Origin of the sequence: Romboutsia sp., assembly GCF_035470145.1 — a bacterium.
GTDB lineage: Bacteria > Bacillota > Clostridia > Peptostreptococcales > Peptostreptococcaceae > Romboutsia_D.
The window spans coordinates 20,833-45,458 of sequence record NZ_DATIRC010000165.1; the positions used below are offsets into that span (position 1 = coordinate 20,833).

The following is a 24,626-nucleotide window of genomic DNA, read 5'->3' on the forward strand; positions in this document are numbered from 1 at the left end:
ACTAGAAAATCAGACCCATTGCTTGAGCAACGTGTTGGCTAGCTATTTCAAGTTCAGTAGTTGGAATTATAATTTATCCACAAACCATCTAATTTATAATCCCTTAGTATATTAAAAAAGAAGCCTTTAAAGGCTTCTTTTAGCTAATTCTATTATTTCAGTTGCATGTTCCATTGTTTTCTCTGTTATATTACTTCCTGCTATAAGTCTCGCTATTTCATCTCTTTTTTGACTATGATCTAACTTTCTTATAGTTGTAAAAGTTCTTTCATTTGATGTACTTTTTTCTATACAATAATGTGTGTCTGCATTAGCTGCTATTTGTGGTAAATGTGTTATACATAGGATTTGCTTTTTCTTGCCTATATTACTAAGTTTTTCACCTACAATTTGAGCTGCTATCCCACTTATTCCTGTATCTATTTCATCAAATACTAATGTATCAATTTGGTCTATATCTGCTAGTATAGTTTTAAATGCTAACATAAATCTAGACATTTCTCCACCTGATGCTACCTTATATATAGGTTTGATATCTTCCCCTAAGTTGAATGATATCATGAATTCTACATCATCTTGCCCATTTTGTGTAAATGTACTTTTTTCAAAGTTCACTTTAAATACTACATTTTTCATGTTTAAGCTTTTTAACTCTATAAGTAAAACCTCTTCTAATTTAGATGCAACTTTTTTTCTAGTTTGTGTTAAATTATCAGCTTTAATCGATAAGGCTTTTTCAAGTTTAAACACTTCCAATTTTAATTCTTCTACTCTTTCATCTCTATTTAGTATTTCATCTAATCTAGATTTTATTTTATTGTAATACTCAAATATATCTTGTATAGTTTCTCCATACTTTCTTCTTAAGTTATTTATTTCATCAACTCTAAACTCCACCTGCTCTAATTCATAAGGTTCAAAGTTTATGTTTTCTTTATAGTTTCTTATCTCTCTAGAAATATCTTGAAGCTCATACATAATTCTTTCGATATCATCATTATAATCACTTAAAGATTTATCATACTGTGCTATAGCACCTAATTCTCTTACTGTACTACCAATTAAATCTACAGCATTAACTGAACCATCATATAAATGCTGATAACTTAAGTTTAAGTTACTATAAATTTTTTCACTATTTCTATAAACATCTCTTTGCTTAAGCAAATCTTCATACTCATCTTTACTTAAATTAGCTGATTCTATTTCGTTTATTTGGAATTTTAATAAATCTATTTCCCTTTGAATTTGCATATCATCTTTATTCTCTGTTAGTATATTTAATGATCTTTTGACTTCACTATACTTATCATATATAATCTTATACTCTCTTTTAAAATCTGTTAACTCAATTTCTCCAAATAAATCTAAAAATTGTAGATGTGTTTCTTTATTAAATAATGCTTGTGTTTGATGTTGTCCATGCACATCTATTAGTGTAGATGCTATTTGCTTTAATACTGACATCTTAACAGTTCTGCCGTTTACTCTAGCAACACTCTTTCCATCAGAATAAATTACTCTTGTAATAACTAATAAATCATCTTCGTCTAACTCTAAATCATTTTCTTCTAATACTTTATTTAAATGATTATTTTTCGAATAAAATACAGCTTCAACTAATCCTTTGTCCGTACCTTTTCTTAAAAATGATCTATCATATTTTTCTCCTAAGCATAACCCTAAAGCATCAATTATTATAGACTTTCCTGAACCTGTTTCACCAGTTAATATATTTAATTTTTCATCAATATTTAGCCTCAATTCTTCTACTAAGGCGCAATTTTTCATATACAACTCAAGGATCAACTTAAATCCCCCTCTTTTTTATATAAAAATTCGAACTATAAACATAGTTCGTTTTAAATTTTAAAATGTGAAATCGAATCTATTTGCTTAAATTATGAGAATCTTCAACTACTTCTATTATTTTTTTACTATGTTGCTCACTGTTAAATGTATATCCTTCATTTCCATTTTTTAAATGAATTAAATATTCTATATTTCCTTCAGGACCTTTTATAGGTGAATAATCTAATCCTAATATTTCAAATCCATTTTCAATTGCAAAATCTGATATCATCTGTATTACCTCAATGTGTGTAGACTTTTCCCTAACTACACCTTTTTTACCAACCTTTTCTCTTCCTGCTTCAAATTGAGGCTTTATTAATGCTACTATTTCTCCATTCGGACAAATAAGTTCCTTGCATTTTGGCAGAACTAATTTTAAAGATATAAACGAAACATCTATAGATGCAAAATCTGCGAATTCTTTTGTTTGTTCTATAGTTACATGTCTTATATTTGTTCTTTCCATACAAACAACTCTTTCGTCTTGTCTTAATTTCCAAGCAAGTTGTCCATATCCTACATCTATTGAAAATACTTTAACTGCTCCATTTTGAAGCATACAATCTGTAAACCCACCTGTAGAAGCACCTATATCCATACATATTTTTTTATCTAAAGTTAAATTAAAGTTTTTCATGGCTTTTTCAAGCTTAAGTCCACCTCTACTAACATATGGTATTGGATTTCCTTTTACTTCAATTTTCGCTTCTTCATCTACATCTACTCCAGCTTTATCGCATCTTTGATTATTAACAAATATAAGTCCTGCCATTATAGCTTTTTTCGCTCTTTCCCTACTCTCAAAGTGACCTTGTTCTACTAATAATACATCTATTCTTTTTTTCATAAATTTACCTTTCTAGTTTATAAACTTTTTATTTTATCTGCTATTTTACTTGGTGATAAGCCTATATCTTCATATATCTCATCTGCATTTCCATGAGATACGAATTCCTCTGGAAGAGCTATATTCGTTATTTTTATATTATAATTATTATCGATTATAAATTTATTTATTCTACTTCCGAATCCACCGGTTACAACATTATCTTCTACCGTAACTACATTTTTATATTTTCTAAATAAATCATTTAATAAACTTTCATCTATAGGCTTTAAAAATCTAGCATTAACTACTGTTGGGTTTATATTGTAGCTTAATAAAATTTCCTTAGCTTCCATTGCATGTTTTACCATATTTCCTATCGCTAAAATAACTGTATCTTCACCACTTGATAAAATTTCATAGCTACCTAATTTTATAGGTTCATATTCACCTATTTCTAAATAGTAGCTATTTCCTCTCGGATATCTTATAGCTACCGGTGTATCTAAATTTAAAGATAAATCCATCATTAAGTTTAGCTCTTTACTATCTTTAGGGGCCATAACTACTATATTAGGTATTGAATTTAAATAACTTAAGTCAAACATACCATGATGTGTTTCTCCATCATTACCAACAATACCTGCTCTATCAATAAGGAATGTTACTGGTTTTTTAGTTATACAAACATCATGTATAATTTGGTCATATCCTCTTTGTAAGAATGATGAATATACAGCAAAATATGGCTTCATTCCGTTTTTAGCTAATCCTGCTGCAAATGTAGTAGCGTGTTGTTCAGCTATTCCTACATCATAATATCTATTTGGATAAGCTTGTTCAAATATATTTAATCCTGTTCCCGATGGCATGGCTGCAGTTATAGCTACAACTCTATTATCTTTATCTGCCATTGAAACAAGTTTTTCTCCTACTGCTGCTGATATAGATTTACTACATGAACTTTTTACACCTTCTTTTATATCAAATTTTGATACACCATGATATTTATGTGGTTCATTTTCTGCGTATCTATATCCCTTTCCTTTTTTAGTTATTACATGTAATAATATGGGACCCTTTTTATTTTTTGTTTTATTCAGCATTTCTATTAATTCTTTAATATCATGACCATCTATTGGACCATAGTATTTTATTCCTATAGAATCAAAGAATGCACATTCTTGAGGTGTAAATTTGCTCATAATGCTATCTTTAACCTTATTTGCTGTTTTTGATATTAAGTTTCCACCTGGCGCTACACTTAATATTTTTTCTACTTCATCTTTAACCTTATTTGCTGTTGAATTTCTTATTATACTAGACAAGTGTCTAGACATACCGCCAACATTTTTATCTATAGACATTTCATTATCATTAAGAATAACTATCATGTCTGTGTTTGTATAACCTAGATGATTTAAAGCTTCAAGAGCCATTCCTCCAGTCATAGATCCATCTCCGATTACTGCTATAACACTACCATCTTCTTTTTTTATATCTCTTGCACAAGCAATGCCTTGTGCCACTGAAATAGATGTACTGCTATGACCTGTATCAAATATATCATGAGGACTTTCATTCTCCTTTGGAAATCCACTTAATCCATTAAATTGTCTTAAAGATATAAAATCATTTTTTCTTCCTGTAATTATTTTATGTACATAAGATTGATGTCCTACATCCCATACTATTTTATCTTTAGGACTCTCAAATACTTTATGTAGTGCTAATGTTAATTCTACTACACCTAAGTTAGATGCTAAATGTCCTCCTGTTTGAGAAACAGTTCTTACTAAAAATTTCCTTATGTCTTTTGCTAACATATCTATTTCTTCAGTATTCATGCTTTTTATATCTTTAGGAGAATTTACTTTATCTAAATATTTATACATATTATCCTCACCTTTTGTTCAGTAAATTTTTATTTATTCTAATTTATAAAACTATTATTTTAATATAAAAAATGAATATACCTTAGTATTGACTAAGTTATATTCATTTTATAACTACATTAAAACATTTGCTTCTCTCATATCATCGACATAGTCGCTTAAAATTTAATTTATTAGTTTAAAATTATAAGATATTCGTTTAGCTTATTTTGTTTCTAAAATAGAAGTTATCAATGAGTACTAACTTTTATAATACTTTGATAAATAAAAATTATATCATATACTACATTCTTTTTCAATTTATGCTAAAATTATCGCAATTGTAATTCCTAGTATTGCACCAAATAAAACTTCCTTTGGGGTATGCCCTATTAATTCTTTTAGTTTTTTTTGTTCTATATGCTTTTTGTTGTGTAAATCGTCTAACATTTGGTTTATTATAGCAGCCTGCTTACCTACCGCTCGTCTAACGCCCGTTGCATCATACATTATTATTAATGCAAATACACATACTATTGCAAAATCAATTGAATCAAATCCTCTTTCAAGTCCAACTAGAGTTGCTAGGCTTGTGACAAAAGAACTATGAGAACTTGGCATTCCACCAGAAGTAAATATTCTCGCTAACTCTAATTTCTTATATCTTCCAGTAAATATTTTTATAAATTGTGCTAAGAAACAAGCAAAGATACTTATTCCTAAAACTCCGTTGCTAAAAACTTCCAAAAAAACGTTCATTGCTCCTCCTTAATATTCTCTAGCTATTATATAGTCAGCCAATCCATTTAAAAACTCAACATCATCAGAAAGTTTTTTTATACTTTCTTTAGCCTCATCTATTAATTGATTTGCAATTTCTTTAGATTTTTCTAAGCCTAATAAAGAGGGATATGTAGATTTATTGTTCTCTATATCGCTCCCTACCTTTTTCCCTAATTTAGATTCATCTCCTACTATATCTAGTATGTCGTCTACTATTTGGAAAGATAGACCTATATTTTTTGCATATTTTGTTATTTCGTCTAAATGCTCTTTACTAGCATTTCCAATTATAGCACCCGCTCTCATACACCCAATTATAATTGCAGCAGTTTTATTATTGTGTATATAATCTAGTTTATCTTTAGATATTTGTTGATTTTCACTTTGGACATCTACAACTTGTCCTCCTATCATACCATATACACCTGCAGATTTTGCTATTTCATTTATCGCTATTAAATATTTTTCTGGATTTTCTTTTCCTAAAGAATTTGAAAGCATAACTTCAAAAGCATAGTTTAAAAGAGCATCTCCAGCAAGTATAGCCATATCCTCTCCATATACTATATGATTAGTTTTTCTTCCTCTTCTCAAATCATCATTATCAAGTGCTGGCAAATCATCATGTATTAAAGAATATGTGTGTATCATTTCTATAGCCACTGCAAAAGGTATTACATCACTTTCATTCCCACCTACTATTTTACATGCTTCTAGTGTTAATATAGGTCTTAATCTTTTACCACCTGCACTTAGACTATAATTCATAGCTTCCATTATAGTCTTTTGGTATCCCTCTTCTTTTGGCATATACTTATTTAATAATGCTTCTACATAGCTTGCTTTTTCCTTCAATACTGCTTTAAATTCCACTTTTATTCCTCCCTTATGCTTAATTCTTCTTCTATACCTAATTGATTAAATTTACTTATTTTTAATTGAGCATTTTCTAAAAGTTTATTGCAATGTTTGTAAAGACTTATTCCTTCTTCATATAAACTTAAAGATTCATCTAAGCTAGTACTTTTAGATTCTAGCTTTTCTAATATATTTTCTAATTTTTTATAGGCTTCTTCATATGTTAAATTCATATTTATACCTCTTTATTTTTGATTTTTTCTACACTACATTCAATATTTCCATCTTTTAGTACTATATCTATATTATCTTTAAATTTTAAATCTTTGACACTATTTATTACTTCTCGATTCTTTTGAACTATACTATACCCTCTATCTATTGTAGCTAGTGGACTTAGATTATGTAGTATAGTTCCTCTACCTAAAAGTTTTTCTTTTTCCATACTTATATTATTTTCTACCTCAGAAGTTATTTTATCATATATTTTGTCTAATTGTATAATTTTATCTCTTATTGTGTATGCACCTAGGTAATTATTTATTTTATCAAATACTGAATTTAGTTTATGTTCATTAACTTGTAACACATTTGTTAATGATTTATTCATTCTATTTAATATGTTTTCTAATTTATAATTAACGTCTTCTAATGATGGAGTTGCTATTTCTGCAGCTGCTGAAGGTGTTGGTGCTCGCATGTCTGCTACAAAGTCACAAATAGTAAAATCTGTTTCATGACCTACTGCAGATATTATAGGTATATTAGATTTAAAAACAGCTCTGGCTACTATTTCCTCATTAAAAGACCAAAGTTCTTCTATAGACCCTCCACCTCTACCAACTATTATAGTATCTACATTATTTTGTTCATTAAAAAATTTAATACCTTCACATAGATCATACTTCGAATTTGTTCCTTGAACAGTTACCGAATATAGCTTTATATTTATTTTAGGATATCTTCTTTTTATAACATTTATTATGTCCCTTATGACAGCCCCTGTTTGAGAAGTTATGACACCAATAGCTTGAGGCATTTTAGGTATCGGTTTTTTATACTTAGCATCAAATAAACCCTCTTTACTTAATTTCTCTTTTAGTTTATTAAACTCTATATATAAATTTCCTATTCCTTCTATCTCTATTGAATTTATATACAATTGATATGATCCATCTCTTTCATAAACAGATATATATCCATCTGCTATAACTTTAACTCCATCATACAATTTCAATTCTTTATTATAGTTATTTTTAAAAATAACACAGTTAATTTTAGAATTTTCGTCTTTTAAGGATAAATATACAGTTCCACTACTGTGTACTTTAAAGTTGGATATTTCACCTTTAACCTTTAAATTATATAATATAGGATCATTACTTAAGATTCTTTTTATATATGAATTTGCTTCACTTATGTTTAAAGCTCTTATTTTCAAATTTATTCACTCCTATTATGGCACATCCTACTGCATTATCTGTACAGTATTCAGGATTGGTAAAATAAGCATTTATTTCATATTTTCTTAATTTTAATACTAATTCATTTGATATATATTTACTTGCAGATACTCCTCCTGCAAATACAACTTCATCAATATTGTACTTTCTACTTATATACACAATTGATTTGATCATATTTCTAACAATTGAATCTAAAACTAATTTACAAATATATTCTTTGCTTTCTTTATTTAAAATTTTATCAATTTGATTTTCTAATCCTGATAAATTCATATATCCTTCTTTAACAGATGTCTTTAATCCTTGCGCTATTTTTGTAGTACATTTTATAGCATTTTCATCTATATATTTACCTGCTGGAAAGTTGTATCCCATTTTTACTCCAATTCTATCTATAAGTTGTCCAAAGCTTATATCTTTGCTTCCTCCAACTATTTCTACACTATAGTCTAGTTTATTTTTATCTTTTTTACATAAAAGGATTTCAGTTGTACCCCCTGACATATGAACAGATATAAACTCTTCTTTATTTTTTATGTTGTTAGTCAAAAGACTTGCTTCTATATGATTTTCTTGATGAGTAGTTTCATATAACTCACACTTCATCATAGTTGAAGAAAACTTTGCAAAATTATATCCCACTGTAAATACTGGCATGTATGAATCTTTAATTGGCCTTGGTTTTTTTGATACACATATTGCTTTTACATTATAGTATTTTATAATGTCTTTTATTTCGTTATCTATTTCTCCTAAATTCTTCACATGTTGAAAAACGGCTTCACTTTGCCTTAAACCGTTACTATTTTTTTTTACCTCAAGCATTATTTTTTTATTAAATATAATTTTTTTACCTAAAGATATAGCTGCTATAGAGGTTGTATAGCAGCTAGTATCTATTCCGATTATTATATTATTTTCCTGAAAGCTCATTAACTACGCTTCCTAATATTCCATTTATAAATTTAGGAGTTTTATCATCACAGTATATTTTTGCAATTTCTACAGCTTCATTTATAGAAACCTTATTAGGTATTTCTTCTACAAAAAGTATTTCACATATAGATAATTTCAATATAGATAAGTCTACCTTTGGCATTCTCTCTATAGTCCAATTTTTTGCATACTTATTGATTAGTTCATTTATTTTATCTGAATTTAACTTTAGACAATTACAAATTTTATTCATATACTCTTTATCTACAACATCATCCATTTCCAGATTACCAAGTTCTATTTCTGGATTGTTCGAGAATTGCAGTCTAAGCTCCTCATATCTATTAGCTATATATTCAAAGTTATTATTTAAAAATTCATCTAATTTCCCTTGCATATCTTCTTTATTTACATCCGATTGGTATATTAATTTCATCATATACTCTCTGCTAGTTACTTTTTTTGCTTTATCGTTCTTCATTGGCTGTAATCCTCCTTCAATTCCTATTATGCGCACATTAAGCAAGAAAAAACCCTCTGATTTTTCAGAGGGTGCATATTAACTTTTTTTGATTTGTTTAGCTTCTTCCTTCTCAGCTTTTTCTTTTTTAAAGCTGATTCCTTGAACATGTATATTCACTTGAGAAACGTTTAATCCTGTCATTGTTTCAACAGTATTTTTTACATTTTCCTGAATTTTAAAAGCTATATCTGGTATAGATACTCCGTACTCTATCATAACCATTACATCTAAGTTAACTTCCTCTTCTTCTATTTGTATTTTCACGCCGTTGTTTTTAAGTAATTTATCCGTGAATGTTGTATTTGTTTCTACACCTTCAACTTCTAATGCTGCAAGTCCTGCTATAGTAGCTATTACATCATTAGATATTTTCACTTGTCCAAAATTATTATTTTCCATGATAAATTCTACCCCCTTATTTTAAGGAACTATTTTTATAATTATAATAATACCAAATACAGAAGAACTTTGCAAGAAAATAACCTCAGTTAGTCTCTGAGGTTTAATGAAAAACTGACTTATATTAAATATTATCCAATCCTTATATATTTTAATCAACTATTTATAGTATATCAAAATATATTTTTAATATTTATTTTATTTAATTGCATTGTTACATTAACTTAATTATTATTCATTAATTTTATATCTTCATACTTTACTTTTGCTTGTTCTGCTACTAAATCAAATATCTTTGCAGCATCCGCCTTTTCTAATTCACCTTCATTTACTACTACATTTACACTACCATTACTTATGTAAACTAGTGCATCTTCAAATCCTTTTGTACTTAAAAGATTTTCTATCTTAAGTTCTGTTTCTTGATCTTTGACTAATTGTAATTTCATAGAAGATGCTTCTTTTCTAGATTCTTCTGATGTAGATGGATTATTTATCATTTCATTCAAATCTTGAGTTAACTCATTTCTTTGTTTTTCTCTAGTCATTTTCATATCTAGTATGTATGTAGCTTTTTTCATGTTTTTTTCTGAAGTTAATTGATTTTTTATTTCTTTACTAGTTTCCGTTACTTTTTCATCAATATCACTACTCTTACTATCAACAACTTCTATTTCTCCATCTTTACCAGCTTCTTTTTTATCCTCATTCTTCTCCATCTGAGCTTGTTCATATGCTTTTAATTCTTTCCCTGTTTCTATAGCTGACTTTTCACTTAATTTATAATTTACAGTTCCCACTACTACTAACATTGCCGCTAAGCTTAATACTACAAATCCTCTTCCCTTATAATTAAATTTCATTTTTATCCCCCCAAGTTTAATATAATTATTTGCTATATATCTCTACTTGATGTCCTGATATCTGAAGTGCTGTTTGTACTGCACTGTATAAAGTTTCTTTAACATGCGGATCACTAGCTCCACTTGCCACTACTATTACACCCTTAATTTTTGCTTCATTAGTTTTTATTACTATAGGATCACTTGAACTTGATGTTATCATAGTTCTATTTTCACTTGCTGTTGTAATAGTTCTTTCTCCACCTTTTGGATCTTTTTCTTCTGTTTTTTCTGTTGTTGAATTAGTATTGAATGCTGGCTGTATTTCTTCGCTTGACTCAAATGTTATCATTACATCTAACTCTCCAGCTCCATCAATTTGTGATAAGATGTTTTTAAGTTTTTCTTCTAAAGAGTACTCCCTGTTTTCTTTTGCTATTTGTGCTTGATTATCAACATTTGATTTTTTTTCTGTTTCACTTTCTTCTTTAGAGAAGCTTGGCATTACTATAAGAGCTATTGTACAAACCACTCCTAACGATAATAGTGAGTATATCTTTTTCTTATCTTTTTCATTTAAGTTTTTAAACATTTACTCCACTCCTATTAATCAATTTCTATAGTTTCGATTGATACATCTAATATCTTAACTAGATCTTCTTTAAGCTTATTCTTACTTATATTCAGCTCATGTTCTGATTTTTGTTTATCATTTTTTTCTTTGAATACTTGTTCAACGTTTTCTTTTTTATTAGATTGTATGTCCTCTTTTTCATCTTTATTACTATTTTTTTCTTTAACTTTTATATTTCCTATCTCTGATCCGTTAAATTCTATTTTTTCTAGTTCATAACCATACTCATCTAATTTTAAATTCAATACATCTTGTAGCCCTTTTTCATATCCTTTTGTTAAGCTATTATTACCAGTCTTATCTGATAATTCATTTATACTATCTACATATTCCTTATTATATCTTCCCATTGATTTTAATATAGTGTCCTCAAGGCTCATGTCACTTGAAAATAAGCTTATAACAGGAGTTAACACAATAAATACAAATATGAAGTTAAGTACAAGATTTATGTACGGTTTTATTTTGGATGAAGGCAAAATCATATCAACTATATTAACTATAAATGCTCCTACTAATATAGTTACAATCCACATTTTTATATTATCTAACATATCACACCTCTTATCCTTGAGCGACTACACTTATTGATGTTACTATTGCCACTGTTACAAAGAACATTATTGTTATTGCTATTATGCACGCAAGCATTATTACCATTAAATTTGCAACCTCATTTAAAAAGCTAGATATACTTTCTTCTCCAATAGGCTCTACAACTATTGCTGATACCTTATACACAACTATTATAGATAAAATTTTTATAACAGGTATTAAACATATTCCTACTAATAAAACAAGTCCTATACCACCGAATACTCCTTTTATAAGCTGTGATGATGATAGTAGTATATCAACAGAATCTGATACAAATCCTCCTACTACTGGAATAAAATTACCTATTGCAAATTTAGCTGTTTTCACAGTAAAATTATCAATACTTTTTACATATAACCCTTGCATAGATACAAGTCCTAGATAAATAGTAAACATAGCTCCTAAAGATACTAAATTTATTTGTTTTATAAATGATGATAGTTTTTTTAATTTGATATTTTTTGATAAATTATTTATGACTAATATAGCAAATGCAACTGCAATTGATACAAATAGAAATTTTTTAAATACAACATTTATAAATGTTACTCCACCTATAAATATTGGATTTAATACTGTCGACGTGATTGGAAAACCTATTAATACCAATAGTGTTATTAATATTGGCATTATTACTTGCATCAAACCTACTGTAGAATCTATAGTCGTATTACATATTTCTAATACATCCTTAAATCCAACAAGTGTTAGTGATACCATCGTTATAAATATTATGTAAGTGGTTATTTGACTTACTGCTCCTGATGAAAATGAATTGTCTAGGCTTTTTAATACTGATGATAAAAGTGCTAAAACAAAGATTATTGCTGCTACCTTTAGGCTAGATTTAACTTCATCAAAGAGTATAAGTTTTATACCTTCTTTGTTAAATAAATCTAATATGTTTTTTTCTCCACTAATAAGTTCTTTTATAAATGTTTTTAAGTTTATATCCTGTAATGCTGAAGATTCTTTTATAAATCCTTGCATCTCGTCTATATCTATTTTCTCTAATTGACTGTCTATATAGCTATTTATATTCTTCTTAGTTTCATCGTAGCCTTCACTTTCTTTATCATCGTTACCAAAGCACACTACGAAAGATCCTAATACTAACAATAAAGTTATCATAATTCCTACAATTTTTTTTTTCATACGTAATCATTCTCCTATGGGATAATATTTATTATCATTTCTACTATGGATAAAAGTATAGGGAATGACATTGTCATAACTATTATTTTACCTCCAAACTCTAGTTTAGAAGCTATATTTCCTTCCCCACAGTCTTTACAAAGCTGTATAGCAAATTCCATAAGATATGCTATCCCAATTAATTTTATTATGAGTGTTATGTACATAGAAGGTATATTAGCTTTTTGGGCTAAACTTTGTATACTTTCTACTATAAAATTTAACTTAAATATTACTGATAATAGTATCGTTATTCCTGTAAGCATTGCTATAAACATTGCTATTTCTGGTCTGTCTTTTTTTATTACTAAACAGAGTGTTGTTGAGATTATTGCAATCCCTACTAATTGCATTACTTCCAAGATATCGCCCCCTCTTTAGTAAAGTTGAAACATTGTTCTTACTGTATTAAATAAATCACTTATTTCTGTTAATACCATACCTAAAACTATTATTACTCCTGCTAATGTTGTTAATGCTGCCCAATCTTTTCTATCAGTTTTTTCTAAAAGCATATTAAGTACTGATATTAATATTCCTATACCTGCAACTTTTATTATTAATGATATATCCATATTCATCCTCCTATATCAAAATTATTCCTATTACTAGTCCTATAACTGTAGATAATTTTTTATAAACTCTGCCTTTTTTATTTATATCATCTTGTGTTTCACTTGTTAGTTTTTTGAGATTTTCAATAGATAAGTCAATCATTCTTGCTTGCGATTCTATATCACTTTTTCCTAAAGTAAGTATAAGTTTCCTTAGCTCATCAACCTCCTTATTTTGTAAATAAGTTTCTTTTGTTAATATCTCTATATTGTCATTTAAAATTTCACCTAAAACTTTAGCTTGATTGTTATGTAGCTCGTCTTCTATTTTCTTAAAAAAGTTAGAGGTACAATATTCTGTTTTATCTCCAACTCTTTTGAAAATTTCTTCTAAAGTATACATTCCAAAGGATAAATCCATCCTTACTATCTCTAATATTCTTATGAGATCATTAACTTGTTTATGCCTATTTGTATAAGCTTTATAAATATATTCTCCTATTAAATAGCTACAAGCTACTAAAATTCCTACTATAATTATTTTAATTTGCAAAATACCATCTCTTTTCTTCTAAATCATATATTTTTTCTATTGTTCCAGGTCCTTTTTTAGCCGATAATATTATCACTTTTTTAAATAAATCTTTGTCTAATAATTGGCTTAGTTCCTTTCTATTTTTAATATCTTCAATAGAATCCCCATGTACAGTTGTAATCAAGCTTACACCGCCATTTAAAGCCGTATACAAAGCTTTTATTTCGTCTATACTACCTATTTCATCTGTTACTATAAGATTTGGTGACATAGATCTTAAAAGCATCATAATACCTAAGTCTTTTGGACACGTTTCTATTATGTCCGTTCTTATTCCTACATCCATTTGAGGTGAACCTAAATAAGATCCTGAAATTTCATTACGTTCATCTATCAAAGCTATTTTTATTCCTTTAAATCCATATTCTTCATTTCCATTGCTTAAATTTCTTACTATATCTCTAATTAAAGTTGTTTTACCACATTGTGGTGGAGAAATTATTAAAGTGTTATTTACTTGGTTGTCCCCTTTTATTATGTGAGGTAAAACTTTATTTGAACAGCCTATTATTTCTCTAGAAACCCTTATATTTAATGAGGATATATGTTTTATATTTTTAACTTGTCCATCTTCTACAATGGCTTTACCAACCAATCCTACTCTATGTCCCCCTCTAAGAGTTATAAATCCTTTTTTAATGTCATCCATAAATGAGTGGATTGAGTATTTGCATATTATTTGGAAAGTTTGTTCTACATCTTCTTTGCTGACTATATATGAATTATCCATTTTTATGTCTAGTTTGTTTGAATTTAGATTGTAAAAATAATCTTTATTATTTGCATTTAATATAAGTGGCTTTTGAGAACGAAGTCTAATTTCTTCTATATTTATATTATCCATTGAAATTTTTTTAATTTTTTCTCTTAAATTAACTGATAATGAGTTAATTATTTCCTCACTAAGCTTATTCATACCTTGTCCTCCTCCTTTGTTTATATAAATATTCTATTAATTAAATATGAAAAATATTACAAAAAAAAGAAGTCATCCGACTTCTTTTTTTCATAATTAATTTAGTTCCCATTTTATCCATTCTATAATAAATAAACATCCAGCTAAAAACAACGCACTACCTATACCTATATATACAGGTGCCCAACAAATAGGATTAATCGATGGTATCGATCTGATTGTTATACCTAATCCCATCATAAAAAACATTATTATATAACTCTTAACATCAAAGAAAGAAAATACACATAACTTTTCTTTCTCTTTATTTAATATTCTATTTCTATGTTTTTTAACCATTTTCTTGAATATAAACTTGAAAAATATAGAAAATACTATAATGCCTACTATCAAAGAACTGAATATATAATCATCTCCATTAAAAAAAACTTCAATTCCTAACTTAGAAACCATAGTTCCTGCCATAATCCATACTATCCCCGCTATTACTAATAAGTTTTTCTTATAACATCTAGGTACAAACACTTCCATTTATGTCATCTCCATTTTTAAATTTTATTAATTATAATTATACCTTTAAATATAACTCACTAAACATTTATTATTAATTTATTCAATTTTAATATAATAAGTTACTTTTTAGCTAAATTAAAATAACCTTTCTATAAATAGAAAGGTTATTTTATAAAACTAATATTTTTTTAATACTATAGTTGCATTATGACCGCCAAATCCTAAAGAATTTGACATTGCATATCTAACTTCTTTTTCTCTACCATTATCTAATACATAATCTAAGTCTAGACCTTCCTCAACTTCTTGAACATTTATAGTTGGAGGTATAAAGTTATCATTTATACTCATAGCACAAACTACTGCTTCAACAGCTCCTGCTGCACCTAATAAATGTCCTGTCATAGATTTTGTAGATGAAACACATAAATCATATGCTTTATCACCAAAAACTTTTTTTATAGCTTGAGTTTCGAATCTATCATTATATGGTGTAGATGTTCCATGTGCATTTATATAATCCACTTCATCTAAAGGTACATTACCATCTTCTAATGCCATTTTCATAGCACGAGCTCCACCTTCTCCACCTTCTGCTGGTGTAGTCATATGATAAGCATCTGCTGTTAAACCATATCCTACTACTTCTGCATATATTTTAGCATTTCTATTTAATGCATGCTCTAATTCTTCTAGTATAACTATTCCAGCACCTTCTCCCATTACAAATCCATCTCTGTCTTTATCAAATGGTCTTGATGCAGTTTTAGGGTCATCATTTCTAGTAGACATCGCCTTCATATTACAGAATCCTGAAAATGCAAGAGGTGTTACTGCCGCTTCACTACCTCCAGCCACCATAACACTAGCATCTCCTCTTTGGATAAGCTTGAAAGCATCTCCTATTGAGTGTGTACCCGATGCGCAAGCAGTACATACATTAGTATTAGGTCCTTTAGCTCCTAAAAATATAGAAACTTGACCAGCTGCCATATTTCCTATCATCATAGGAACAAAGAATGGGCTTACTCTTTTATTTCCTTTGTTTAAAAGTATCGTGTGTTGTTCTTCTATACTTTCAACTCCACCTATACCTGTACCTACTATAACTCCCATACGTTCTTTATCAATAGAATCTAAATCAAGGTTAGCATCTTCTACTGCCATTTTTGCAGAAACTACTGCGTATTGAGCAAATTTATCTAATCTTTTAAGTTCTTTTTTATTTATATAGTCTTCGCCATTAAAGTTTTTAACTTCTCCAGCTACTTGTGTTTGGAAAGTACTCGCATCAAATTTAGTTACGGTATCTATTCCACACACGCCTGATTTAATATTATTCCAAAATTCTTCTTTTCCATTTCCTACAGGTGTAACACACCCAAGACCTGTTATTACAACTCTCTTTTTCATAGAGAATACCTCCACTATTTATTAGCTTCTATATATTTAACTATATCACCTATGCATTTAAAGTTTTCAGCTTCAGTATCTGGTATTTCAACATTGAACTCATCTTCTAATGCCATTATTATTTCTACTGCATCTAATGAATCAGCTTCTAAATCCTTCATTAAAGAAGTTTCCATTGTTATTTCTTTATCCTCAACACTTAATTGCTCTCTTACTATTTCTACAACTTGATTAAACATATTTATTTCCTCCTGAATTTTCAATTAATTTTATAGTTTTAATTTGTTTTTAAAATTTAAAAATATATATTTATATAATTATTTCTCTTTAAGCTTATAAGAGTAATAATTTTTAAACTTAAGTTATTTTTATTGCATTACCATTCCACCATCTACGTTTATAACTTGACCTGTAACATAATTTGACATATCGCTAGCTAGGAATGCTACTACATTAGCTACATCTTCTGGCTTTCCAAAAACATTTTTAGGAATGTTATTTAACATGCTTTGCTTTACATCATCACTTAATACCTTAGTCATATCTGTATCTATAAACCCTGGTGCAATTGCATTTATATTTATATTTCTTGATGCTAACTCTCTAGCTGCTGACTTAGTAAATCCTATTACCCCAGCTTTTGATGCACAATAATTAGCTTGACCTGCATTTCCTATAACCCCTACTACAGAAGCCATATTTATTATTTTTCCATATTTTTTCTTCATCATCGGCTTAATTACCGCTTTAGTGCAGTTAAATACACCCTTTAAATTTATTTCTATAACCTTATCAAAATCTTCTTCTTTCATTCTCATAAGTAAACCATCTTTAGTTATACCAGCATTATTTACTAATATATCTATTTGACCAAATTCTTTAACTGCTACATCTACCATTTCATTAACTTCTTCAGATTTTGATACATCACATTTTAAACTTATACATTTTACTCCTAAAGCTTCTATTTCCGCTTTAGTTTTTAAGGCTTCTTCTTCTTTTGACGTATAGTTAATAACTAAATTAGATCCAAGTGTTGCTAATTTCTTAGCTACTTCTTTTCCTATGCCTCTAGAACCTCCAGTAACTATAGCCACTTTTCCATTTAAATTTATCATACTATCTCTCCATTCCTGTAACTTTCTATAAACTCATTTAATGAGTTTGTATCATCTATGTTATAAATTTTCACATCGACTTTTTTACTAGAAGATATTTTCTTTATGAAACCTTTTAATGTTTTTCCTGGTCCTATTTCTATGAAAGTATCATATCCTTCATCTAATAATCTTTCTATAGAATCTTCCCAAAGTACTGAAGAACTAACTTGCTTTATAAGTAACTCTTTTCCTTCATCTTCATAATAGTTTGCATTAACATTTGAAACTACTGATACCTTAGGCTTACTTAATCTAACTTTATCTAACTCCTTAGATAATTTATTTCCAGCTTCCTTCAGCATAGATGAATGGAAAGGTCCACTTACATTTAACTTAACAGCTCTTTTAGCTCCATTTTCCTTTAACTTTACCATTGCTTCATCTATCTTATCACTTTCTCCTGATATAACTATCTGACCTGGAGAGTTATAATTTGCAACTTCAACAATACCACTATCTATACTATTTATAACATTTTCTACCTTATCTCTATTCATCCCTAGTATTGCCGCCATAGAACCTTCACCTACCGGCACAGTTTCTTGCATAAATCTGCCTCTTTTTTTAACTAAAGATACAGCATCTTTAAAGTCAATAGCATCTGCTGCAACTAATGCACTGTATTCTCCTAGAGATAACCCTAGACATGCATCATACTTTAAGTCTATTTTTTCATTTAAAGCTTCTAAAACTGCTATACTATGAGTTACTATAGCAGGTTGAGTATTTTCTGTTTTTGATAACTCCTCATCGCTACCTTCAAACATTATATTTTTTAAATCCATATCTAAAACACTACAAGCATTATCTATTATATTTTTAGCTGTTTCATTACTTTCATATATATCCTTCGCCATTCCTACATACTGTGCTCCTTGGCCAGGAAATACTAATGCTATCTTTCCCATAAAATACCTCCTAGTTTATAGCTCTATATTTGGCATTATATTTTTTGCTTGACTTACCATATCATCAAGAATTTCTTTACAAGGTTTTATGTCTTTTATAATTGATGCTATCTGACCTGCCATAAAAGAACCATTATGTATGTCTCCGTCTACTGTAGCTACTCTTAAAGAACCTATACCTCTTTTATCTATTTCTTCTGAAGGTACACCTTCTTTTTCCATGCTTAGTATTTCTTTAGCTAACTTGTTTTTTAAGGTTCTAACTGGATGTCCTGTACTTCTACCAGTTACTATAGCATCTCTATCTTTAGATTTTAAAACCATATTTTTATAATTTTCATGTACATTGCATTCTTCACTACATATAAATCTAGTTCCTATTTGAACACCTTTTGCTCCTAGCGCAAAAGCTGCAACAATTCCTCTTCCATCTGCAATTCCCCCTGCTGCTATTACAGGTATTTTAACAGAATCAACAACTTGAGGAGTAAGTACCATTGTAGTTAACTCACCTATGTGCCCACCAGCTTCTGTACCTTCCACTATTATAGCATCTACTCCTAATTTTTCCATTCTCTGAGCTAAAGCTATGCTTGGTACTACTGGAATTACTTTAACTCCAGCTTCTTTTAATCTATCTAGATACTTTGCAGGATTACCTGCTCCAGTTGTTATTACTGGTATTTTTTCTTCTATTATCAAATCTATTATTTCATCTACAAATGGAGATAATAGCATAACATTTACACCAAACGGCTTATCTGTTAATTCTCTACATTTACGTATCTCTTCTTTTATGATTTCCTTAGGTGCATTTCCTCCCGCAATAAGACCAAGACCTCCTGCATTTGAAACTGCACTTGCTAAAGAAGAATTTGCTACCCAAGCCATTCCGCCTTGAATTATTGGGTATTTTATATTTAACAATTCACAAACTTTATTCATTTTTTCCTCCTTGTATACTCCAATTTATTACTGAAGCGCCCCAAGTTAGTCCGCCACCAAATCCTACTAAAACTACATTATCGCCTTTATTTATCTTTCCTTGTCTGTATGCTTCATCTAGTGCAACAGGAATTGATGCTGCTGACATATTTCCGTATTTGTTTAGATTAACATAAACTTTATCCATATCTAATTTTAGTCTTTTTGCTGATGCTTCTATTATTCTAATGTTAGCTTGATGTGGTATAAGACAGTCTATTTCCGTTGCATCTAAGTTTGCCATTTGAAGGGCTTTTAATGAAGCTTCCCCCATTATTCTTACTGCAAACTTATATACGTCACTTCCCGACATTTTTATAGAATCTCCAACTGGTAGGGTTAATACGTCTTTTCCTTTACCATCAGAACCTAAATATGTAGATAATATTCCACCTTCATCAACATTTCCTATTACAACTGCACCTGCACCATCTCCAAACAGTATTGCAGTAGATCTATCATTATAATCTACGGCTCTTGAAAGAGCTTCTGCCCCTATTACAAGAATATTTTTATACATTTCAGTTTCAACAAATTGTTTAGCTATAGTAATCCCATATATAAAACCTGAACATGCTACTGATATATCAAATGCAGCTGCATGAGTCGCGCCTATGTTTTCTTGTACTATACATGCTGTTGATGGAAATGCCATATCTGGAGTTGCTGTAGCTACAATTATTAAGTCTATATCCTGAGGAGTTAAATTTGCGCACTTTATTGCATTTAGTGCTGCTTTTGTAGACAAATCTGAAGTAGTTTCATTCTCATCCACCATTCTTCTTTCACTTATTCCAGTTCTAGTTTTTATCCACTCATCACTTGTATCCATTATCTTTTCAAAGTAAAAATTATCTACTATTTTATTTGGCAAATAACTTCCTACTCCTAATATCCCAGCTTTTTTGTTCATATATAATTTAAACCTCCAAAACGAGTCTATTTTTATTTTTCATCTTTTTTATCTTCTTTATCTTCAACCGTTTTTATAAAATCTTTTATATCATCAACAACATTTCCTTTTGTAAATTTAATCCCTTGATTTATAGCATTTTTTATAGCTCTTGAGTCAGAACTTCCATGTGCTTTTATAACACCGCCATTAACTCCTAAAAGTGGTGCTCCTCCATATTCTGCATAATCCATAAAACTTTTTAGCTTTATTAAATTATCTTTTAAAAGCATTGCACCTATTTTTCCTTTTGTGCTAGATAAAAATGTTTCTTTTAATAAACTCATAACAGACATGGCTACACCTTCTGTCGATTTCAACAATATGTTTCCTGTAAACCCGTCACAAACAATTATATCTGTATATGCATTTATTACATCTCTTGCTTCTACATTTCCTATGAAATTCAAATCTATATGTTTAAGCTCTTCATAAGCTTTTTTTGCTAAATCATTTCCTTTACCTTCTTCTATACCTACATTCGCTAATGCTACTTTCGGACTTTCTATACCTAAAACTTTTTTTGCATATATATTACTCATTGCTGCAAATTCTACTAGATTTCTAGGTTTACAATCTGCATTAGCTCCACCATCTGCTATAAGAGTCATTCCTCTTTTTACATTAGGTATAGCAGGGCATAAACAAGGTCTATCTATACCTTTTATCCTACCTACTACGAATAGTCCTCCTGCAAGTAATGCTCCTGTGTTGCCAGCTGATATAACTGCATCTGCTTTACCCTCTTTTACAAGTCTTAAAGCAACAACCATAGATGAATCTTTTTTAGATTTAATAGCTTTTACAGGTTTATCCTCATTTTGTATAATTTCGGTAGTATGAACTATTTCTAATTTACTTCTATCAAATTCATAATTAGAAAATTCCTTTTCTAATACATCTTTATCTCCAGTGATTATTAAATCAACATTGTATTCTTTTATGGCACTTATAGCACCCTCTACGTTAGATTTAGGTGCATTATCTCCACCCATACCATCTATTACTATTCTCATAACTTCTCCTCCTAGTCTAATTCTTCAAATATGAATTTCCCTCTAAATATTTGTTCTTGTGCTTTATTATTAACAACAACTTTTATATAGTGCTTCTTATCTGCTTTTTTATAAATTTCAGCTTTTGCTATAAGCCTATCTCTTTGTTGTATTAATTTCAAGCATTTTACATTTGCAAATCTCATAATTACCTTTGGCGCATCTATTATAGCCATAGCTAATGAGTCTGCTAGAGAAAATATATATGTATCCTTTAAAGTATTAGTTTTAGAGTAAAGCATGTCCTCTGTAATTTCTAACATAGATATTCCTAGTTGCCCTACTGATAAGTCAATTATCTCGCCTGTAATTTCCTTAACTCCTAAAGTTTTAACTTTTAAACTTTCTGTTTCTGCTATTGACTTAACTCTTTCTCTTAATTCAGGTATATTTAAACTCATTCTATCTAGTCTTATTGTTTGAATACTTACTTGGAATAAACTAGCTAGTTCTTCATCTGTATAGAAAGGGTCAGCCTGTAGCATTTCAATAAGTTCGTTTTGTCTTTTGGCTTTACTTTTCTTTTTCATATTACCTCCAGATTTTATAGCTGTAATTAGTACCAGCTACTAATAGTAGTATATAATATCATAATAAAATTATCAATACTTTTATTATTATTTTTTAGAATCGATATTGAGTAAAATATTTTATTTATTTTTAATTATCTATTATTTTCCCTTTTAAACAAAAAAAACATGTAGAGTAATCTACATGTTTTTAGAAGTTATTAGTTAGATACAACTTCTTTACCTTTATAATATCCACAGTCTGGACATACTCTATGTGGTAATTTTGGCTCATGACATTGTGGGCAACTTACAAATCCAGTTGCTACCATTTTTGAGTTAGCTGCTCTTCTCATTTTTGTTTTTGATTTAGATGTTTTACGCTTTGGTACTGCCATTTACGCCACCTCCTTAGTCGTTTTTAAATATATCTTTTAATTTAGCAAAACGGGGATCTATAATCTCCTCGTCGTTCGCGATTTCATTGCAAGAACAATCTTCTTTATTTAAGTTTGCTCCGCATCCTTGGCAAAGACCTTTGCAATTTTCATCACAAAGAACTCTTGCTGGCATTTTGAAGTCTAATGTCTGCTCTATTATGTTTATAATATTTAGTTCTTGTCCATCATAGATAAATGCATCATCATCTTCAAAACTATCTTCGTCAAAGTCTTCTTTAACTAAAAAACCTTGTATAGAATATTCTATTGGCACTTCTACCTCTTCTAAGCATCTTGAACAATTATCAAGAAGTGTAAATTCTACGTCTACATCTAAGTAAAAACCACTTTTAGTAGTTGAGATTTTACCGTTTATACTTATTGGTGAAGCTAATTTGTAATTCTTATCACAATAATTAATAGTATCAACTTTTTGACAAAAATTCAAGTCTATTTTGTCAGTTTCTCTTCTAATTAATCTATCTAGACTGATTTGCATTAAATTCACCTCAATACATTACCAATTTATTATACAAATTTGGTCTTTGTTTGTCAAGTATTTTTACTTGATAGATATTTTTGGAATAAAATCTAATATACATATTAGACATAAGTTAAGGTAGGTTTTACCCTACCTTAACTATATTATATCCATTTTTAATTATTTTACTAAAGCTAGTGTATCTCTAGCTATCATTAACTCTTCATTAGTTGGTATTAATAATACTTTAACTTTAGAGTCTTCTGCAGATATTACTCTTTCTTTACCTCTAACCTTATTAGCTTCTTTATCTAACTTCATTCCTAAGAATTCCATGTTAGAAGCTATTTCTTCTCTTATTTCTATACCATTTTCACCTACACCAGCAGTGAATACAACAGCATCAACGCCATTCATTTCTGCAGTATAAGATCCTATATATTTCTTAACTTTTTGAACATAAGCATCTAAAGCAACTTGAGCTTTCTCATCACCTTTTTCAGCTGCTCCTTCTATATCTCTAAAGTCACTTGATATACCAGTCATTCCGTATACACCTGACTTTTTATTCATTAAATCACTTAATCCTTTAGCATCTAATCCTTCTTTTTCCATTAAGAATGGTAATATAGCAGCATCTATATCTCCACATCTAGTACCCATTACTAATCCTTCTAATGGAGTGAATCCCATAGATGTATCTACACATTTTCCACCATTAACAGCAGCTATAGAAGCTCCATTTCCTAAGTGACAAGTTATTATCTTAGTATCTTCTATGTTCTTTCCTAACATAGCAGCAGCTCTTTGAGATACATACTTGTGAGAAGTTCCGTGGAATCCGTATCTTCTTACACCATATTTAGTGTATAACTCATGAGGTAAACCATATAAGTAAGATGATTTAGGCATTGTTTGATGGAAAGCAGTATCAAATACTCCTACCATTGGAACACCTGGAAGTATAGCTTCACAAGCTTCTATTCCCATTATGTTAGCTGGGTTGTGTAAAGGAGCTAAGTCAGTACATTCAACTAAAGCAGCCTTAACTTCATCAGTTATTAAAACTGATCCTGCGAACTTCTCTCCACCGTGAACAACTCTGTGTCCTACAGCTTCTACTTCGCTTATTTCTTTAACTCCACCAAACTTAGGATCAACAACAGCGTCTAATACTAACTTAATAGCATCTTGATGGTTTTTCATTGCTTGTTCTACTACTAATTTACCTTCAACACCATCTTTTTCTTGCTTAAGTATAGAACCTTCTATACCTATTCTTTCAACTAATCCTATACATAAAACTTCTTCATTTGACATATCTATTAATTGATATTTTAATGAAGAACTACCACAGTTT

The 24,626-nt window shown here is 29.2% G+C and carries 30 protein-coding genes; all 30 read right to left on the bottom strand.

Annotated features, from left to right (window positions below):
- Positions 1 to 126: 126 nt before the first annotated feature.
- Positions 127 to 1,809 carry a DNA repair protein RecN gene (recN, locus tag VLM92_RS06490; RefSeq protein ID WP_325275532.1) on the bottom strand — a complete coding sequence of 561 codons (1,683 nt, stop codon included), beginning with the start codon at positions 1,807 to 1,809 and terminating at the stop codon, positions 127 to 129.
- 79 nt (positions 1,810 to 1,888) lie between these two features.
- Positions 1,889 to 2,701 (bottom strand): TlyA family RNA methyltransferase, encoded by an 813-nt coding sequence (locus VLM92_RS06495; RefSeq protein ID WP_325275533.1) that lies wholly within the window; start codon positions 2,699 to 2,701, stop codon positions 1,889 to 1,891.
- Between the two features lie 17 nt (positions 2,702 to 2,718).
- Positions 2,719 to 4,575, bottom strand: a complete 1,857-nt coding sequence (dxs, locus tag VLM92_RS06500) for a 1-deoxy-D-xylulose-5-phosphate synthase (protein WP_325275534.1) — start codon at positions 4,573 to 4,575, stop codon at positions 2,719 to 2,721.
- A gap of 300 nt (positions 4,576 to 4,875) precedes the next feature.
- Positions 4,876 to 5,313: a divergent PAP2 family protein gene (locus VLM92_RS06505; RefSeq protein ID WP_325275535.1), complete on the bottom strand. Its 438-nt coding sequence runs from the start codon at positions 5,311 to 5,313 to the stop codon at positions 4,876 to 4,878.
- Between the two features lie 9 nt (positions 5,314 to 5,322).
- Positions 5,323 to 6,210, bottom strand: coding sequence for a farnesyl diphosphate synthase (locus tag VLM92_RS06510; RefSeq protein ID WP_325275536.1), 888 nt, complete (start codon positions 6,208 to 6,210; stop codon positions 5,323 to 5,325).
- A 2-nt stretch (positions 6,211 to 6,212) separates the two neighbouring features.
- A complete protein-coding gene (gene xseB / locus VLM92_RS06515) occupies positions 6,213 to 6,428 on the bottom strand; it encodes an exodeoxyribonuclease VII small subunit (protein WP_325275537.1) in 216 nt (71 codons plus the stop codon).
- Positions 6,429 to 6,430: 2 nt separating this feature from the next.
- Positions 6,431 to 7,636, bottom strand: coding sequence for an exodeoxyribonuclease VII large subunit (gene xseA, locus VLM92_RS06520; protein WP_325275538.1), 1,206 nt, complete (start codon positions 7,634 to 7,636; stop codon positions 6,431 to 6,433).
- On the bottom strand, positions 7,608 to 8,594 hold the full coding sequence (locus VLM92_RS06525; protein WP_325275539.1) for an O-sialoglycoprotein endopeptidase: 987 nt from the start codon (positions 8,592 to 8,594) through the stop codon (positions 7,608 to 7,610). Before VLM92_RS06525 ends, xseA begins: the two co-directional genes overlap by 29 nt.
- Entirely contained in the window at positions 8,575 to 9,078 is a 504-nt protein-coding gene (gene nusB, locus VLM92_RS06530) for a transcription antitermination factor NusB (protein ID WP_325275540.1), read from the bottom strand. Before nusB ends, VLM92_RS06525 begins: the two co-directional genes overlap by 20 nt.
- Positions 9,079 to 9,156: 78 nt before the next feature.
- On the bottom strand, positions 9,157 to 9,519 hold the full coding sequence (locus VLM92_RS06535) for an Asp23/Gls24 family envelope stress response protein (RefSeq protein WP_325275541.1): 363 nt from the start codon (positions 9,517 to 9,519) through the stop codon (positions 9,157 to 9,159).
- A gap of 224 nt (positions 9,520 to 9,743) precedes the next feature.
- Positions 9,744 to 10,382 carry a SpoIIIAH-like family protein gene (locus VLM92_RS06540; RefSeq protein ID WP_325275542.1) on the bottom strand — a complete coding sequence of 213 codons (639 nt, stop codon included), beginning with the start codon at positions 10,380 to 10,382 and terminating at the stop codon, positions 9,744 to 9,746.
- A 25-nt stretch (positions 10,383 to 10,407) separates the two neighbouring features.
- Complete coding sequence (locus VLM92_RS06545; protein ID WP_325275543.1) at positions 10,408 to 10,953, bottom strand: stage III sporulation protein AG; 546 nt, start codon at positions 10,951 to 10,953, stop codon at positions 10,408 to 10,410.
- A 14-nt stretch (positions 10,954 to 10,967) separates the two neighbouring features.
- Positions 10,968 to 11,549, bottom strand: a complete 582-nt coding sequence (locus VLM92_RS06550; protein WP_325275544.1) for a stage III sporulation protein AF — start codon at positions 11,547 to 11,549, stop codon at positions 10,968 to 10,970.
- A 10-nt stretch (positions 11,550 to 11,559) separates the two neighbouring features.
- On the bottom strand, positions 11,560 to 12,747 hold the full coding sequence (gene spoIIIAE / locus VLM92_RS06555; RefSeq protein ID WP_325275545.1) for a stage III sporulation protein AE: 1,188 nt from the start codon (positions 12,745 to 12,747) through the stop codon (positions 11,560 to 11,562).
- A 14-nt stretch (positions 12,748 to 12,761) separates the two neighbouring features.
- Positions 12,762 to 13,139 (bottom strand): stage III sporulation protein AD, encoded by a 378-nt coding sequence (gene spoIIIAD, locus VLM92_RS06560; protein WP_325275562.1) that lies wholly within the window; start codon positions 13,137 to 13,139, stop codon positions 12,762 to 12,764.
- Between the two features lie 24 nt (positions 13,140 to 13,163).
- Positions 13,164 to 13,361 carry a stage III sporulation protein AC gene (gene spoIIIAC, locus VLM92_RS06565; RefSeq protein WP_325275546.1) on the bottom strand — a complete coding sequence of 66 codons (198 nt, stop codon included), beginning with the start codon at positions 13,359 to 13,361 and terminating at the stop codon, positions 13,164 to 13,166.
- Between the two features lie 10 nt (positions 13,362 to 13,371).
- Positions 13,372 to 13,893: a stage III sporulation protein AB gene (locus VLM92_RS06570; RefSeq protein WP_325275547.1), complete on the bottom strand. Its 522-nt coding sequence runs from the start codon at positions 13,891 to 13,893 to the stop codon at positions 13,372 to 13,374.
- The gene (gene spoIIIAA / locus VLM92_RS06575; protein WP_325275548.1) at positions 13,883 to 14,851 is read right to left on the bottom strand and encodes a stage III sporulation protein AA; all 969 of its coding nucleotides are present in this window, start codon (positions 14,849 to 14,851) and stop codon (positions 13,883 to 13,885) included. Before spoIIIAA ends, VLM92_RS06570 begins: the two co-directional genes overlap by 11 nt.
- Before the next feature lie 96 nt (positions 14,852 to 14,947).
- Complete coding sequence (locus VLM92_RS06580; protein ID WP_325275549.1) at positions 14,948 to 15,382, bottom strand: hypothetical protein; 435 nt, start codon at positions 15,380 to 15,382, stop codon at positions 14,948 to 14,950.
- Positions 15,383 to 15,541: 159 nt separating this feature from the next.
- Positions 15,542 to 16,777, bottom strand: a complete 1,236-nt coding sequence (gene fabF / locus VLM92_RS06585) for a beta-ketoacyl-ACP synthase II (protein ID WP_325275550.1) — start codon at positions 16,775 to 16,777, stop codon at positions 15,542 to 15,544.
- 14 nt (positions 16,778 to 16,791) lie between these two features.
- A complete protein-coding gene (gene acpP / locus VLM92_RS06590; protein WP_325275551.1) occupies positions 16,792 to 17,016 on the bottom strand; it encodes an acyl carrier protein in 225 nt (74 codons plus the stop codon).
- 129 nt (positions 17,017 to 17,145) lie between these two features.
- On the bottom strand, positions 17,146 to 17,895 hold the full coding sequence (fabG, locus tag VLM92_RS06595) for a 3-oxoacyl-[acyl-carrier-protein] reductase (protein ID WP_325275552.1): 750 nt from the start codon (positions 17,893 to 17,895) through the stop codon (positions 17,146 to 17,148).
- The gene (fabD, locus tag VLM92_RS06600; RefSeq protein ID WP_325275553.1) at positions 17,892 to 18,845 is read right to left on the bottom strand and encodes an ACP S-malonyltransferase; all 954 of its coding nucleotides are present in this window, start codon (positions 18,843 to 18,845) and stop codon (positions 17,892 to 17,894) included. Before fabD ends, fabG begins: the two co-directional genes overlap by 4 nt.
- Before the next feature lie 15 nt (positions 18,846 to 18,860).
- Positions 18,861 to 19,790, bottom strand: a complete 930-nt coding sequence (fabK, locus tag VLM92_RS06605) for an enoyl-[acyl-carrier-protein] reductase FabK (protein WP_325275554.1) — start codon at positions 19,788 to 19,790, stop codon at positions 18,861 to 18,863.
- Positions 19,783 to 20,742, bottom strand: coding sequence for a beta-ketoacyl-ACP synthase III (locus VLM92_RS06610; RefSeq protein WP_325275555.1), 960 nt, complete (start codon positions 20,740 to 20,742; stop codon positions 19,783 to 19,785). The genes fabK and VLM92_RS06610 overlap by 8 nt, the downstream gene beginning before the upstream one ends.
- 32 nt (positions 20,743 to 20,774) lie before the next feature.
- Complete coding sequence (plsX, locus tag VLM92_RS06615) at positions 20,775 to 21,797, bottom strand: phosphate acyltransferase PlsX (RefSeq protein WP_325275556.1); 1,023 nt, start codon at positions 21,795 to 21,797, stop codon at positions 20,775 to 20,777.
- Between the two features lie 11 nt (positions 21,798 to 21,808).
- On the bottom strand, positions 21,809 to 22,366 hold the full coding sequence (fapR, locus tag VLM92_RS06620) for a transcription factor FapR (RefSeq protein WP_325275557.1): 558 nt from the start codon (positions 22,364 to 22,366) through the stop codon (positions 21,809 to 21,811).
- A 200-nt stretch (positions 22,367 to 22,566) separates the two neighbouring features.
- On the bottom strand, positions 22,567 to 22,743 hold the full coding sequence (rpmF, locus tag VLM92_RS06625; protein ID WP_325275558.1) for a 50S ribosomal protein L32: 177 nt from the start codon (positions 22,741 to 22,743) through the stop codon (positions 22,567 to 22,569).
- A gap of 13 nt (positions 22,744 to 22,756) precedes the next feature.
- Positions 22,757 to 23,284 (bottom strand): DUF177 domain-containing protein, encoded by a 528-nt coding sequence (locus VLM92_RS06630; protein WP_325275559.1) that lies wholly within the window; start codon positions 23,282 to 23,284, stop codon positions 22,757 to 22,759.
- 162 nt (positions 23,285 to 23,446) lie between these two features.
- A partial coding sequence (locus tag VLM92_RS06635) for an acetate kinase (protein WP_325275560.1) occupies positions 23,447 to 24,626 on the bottom strand: 1,180 nt, incomplete at its 5' end.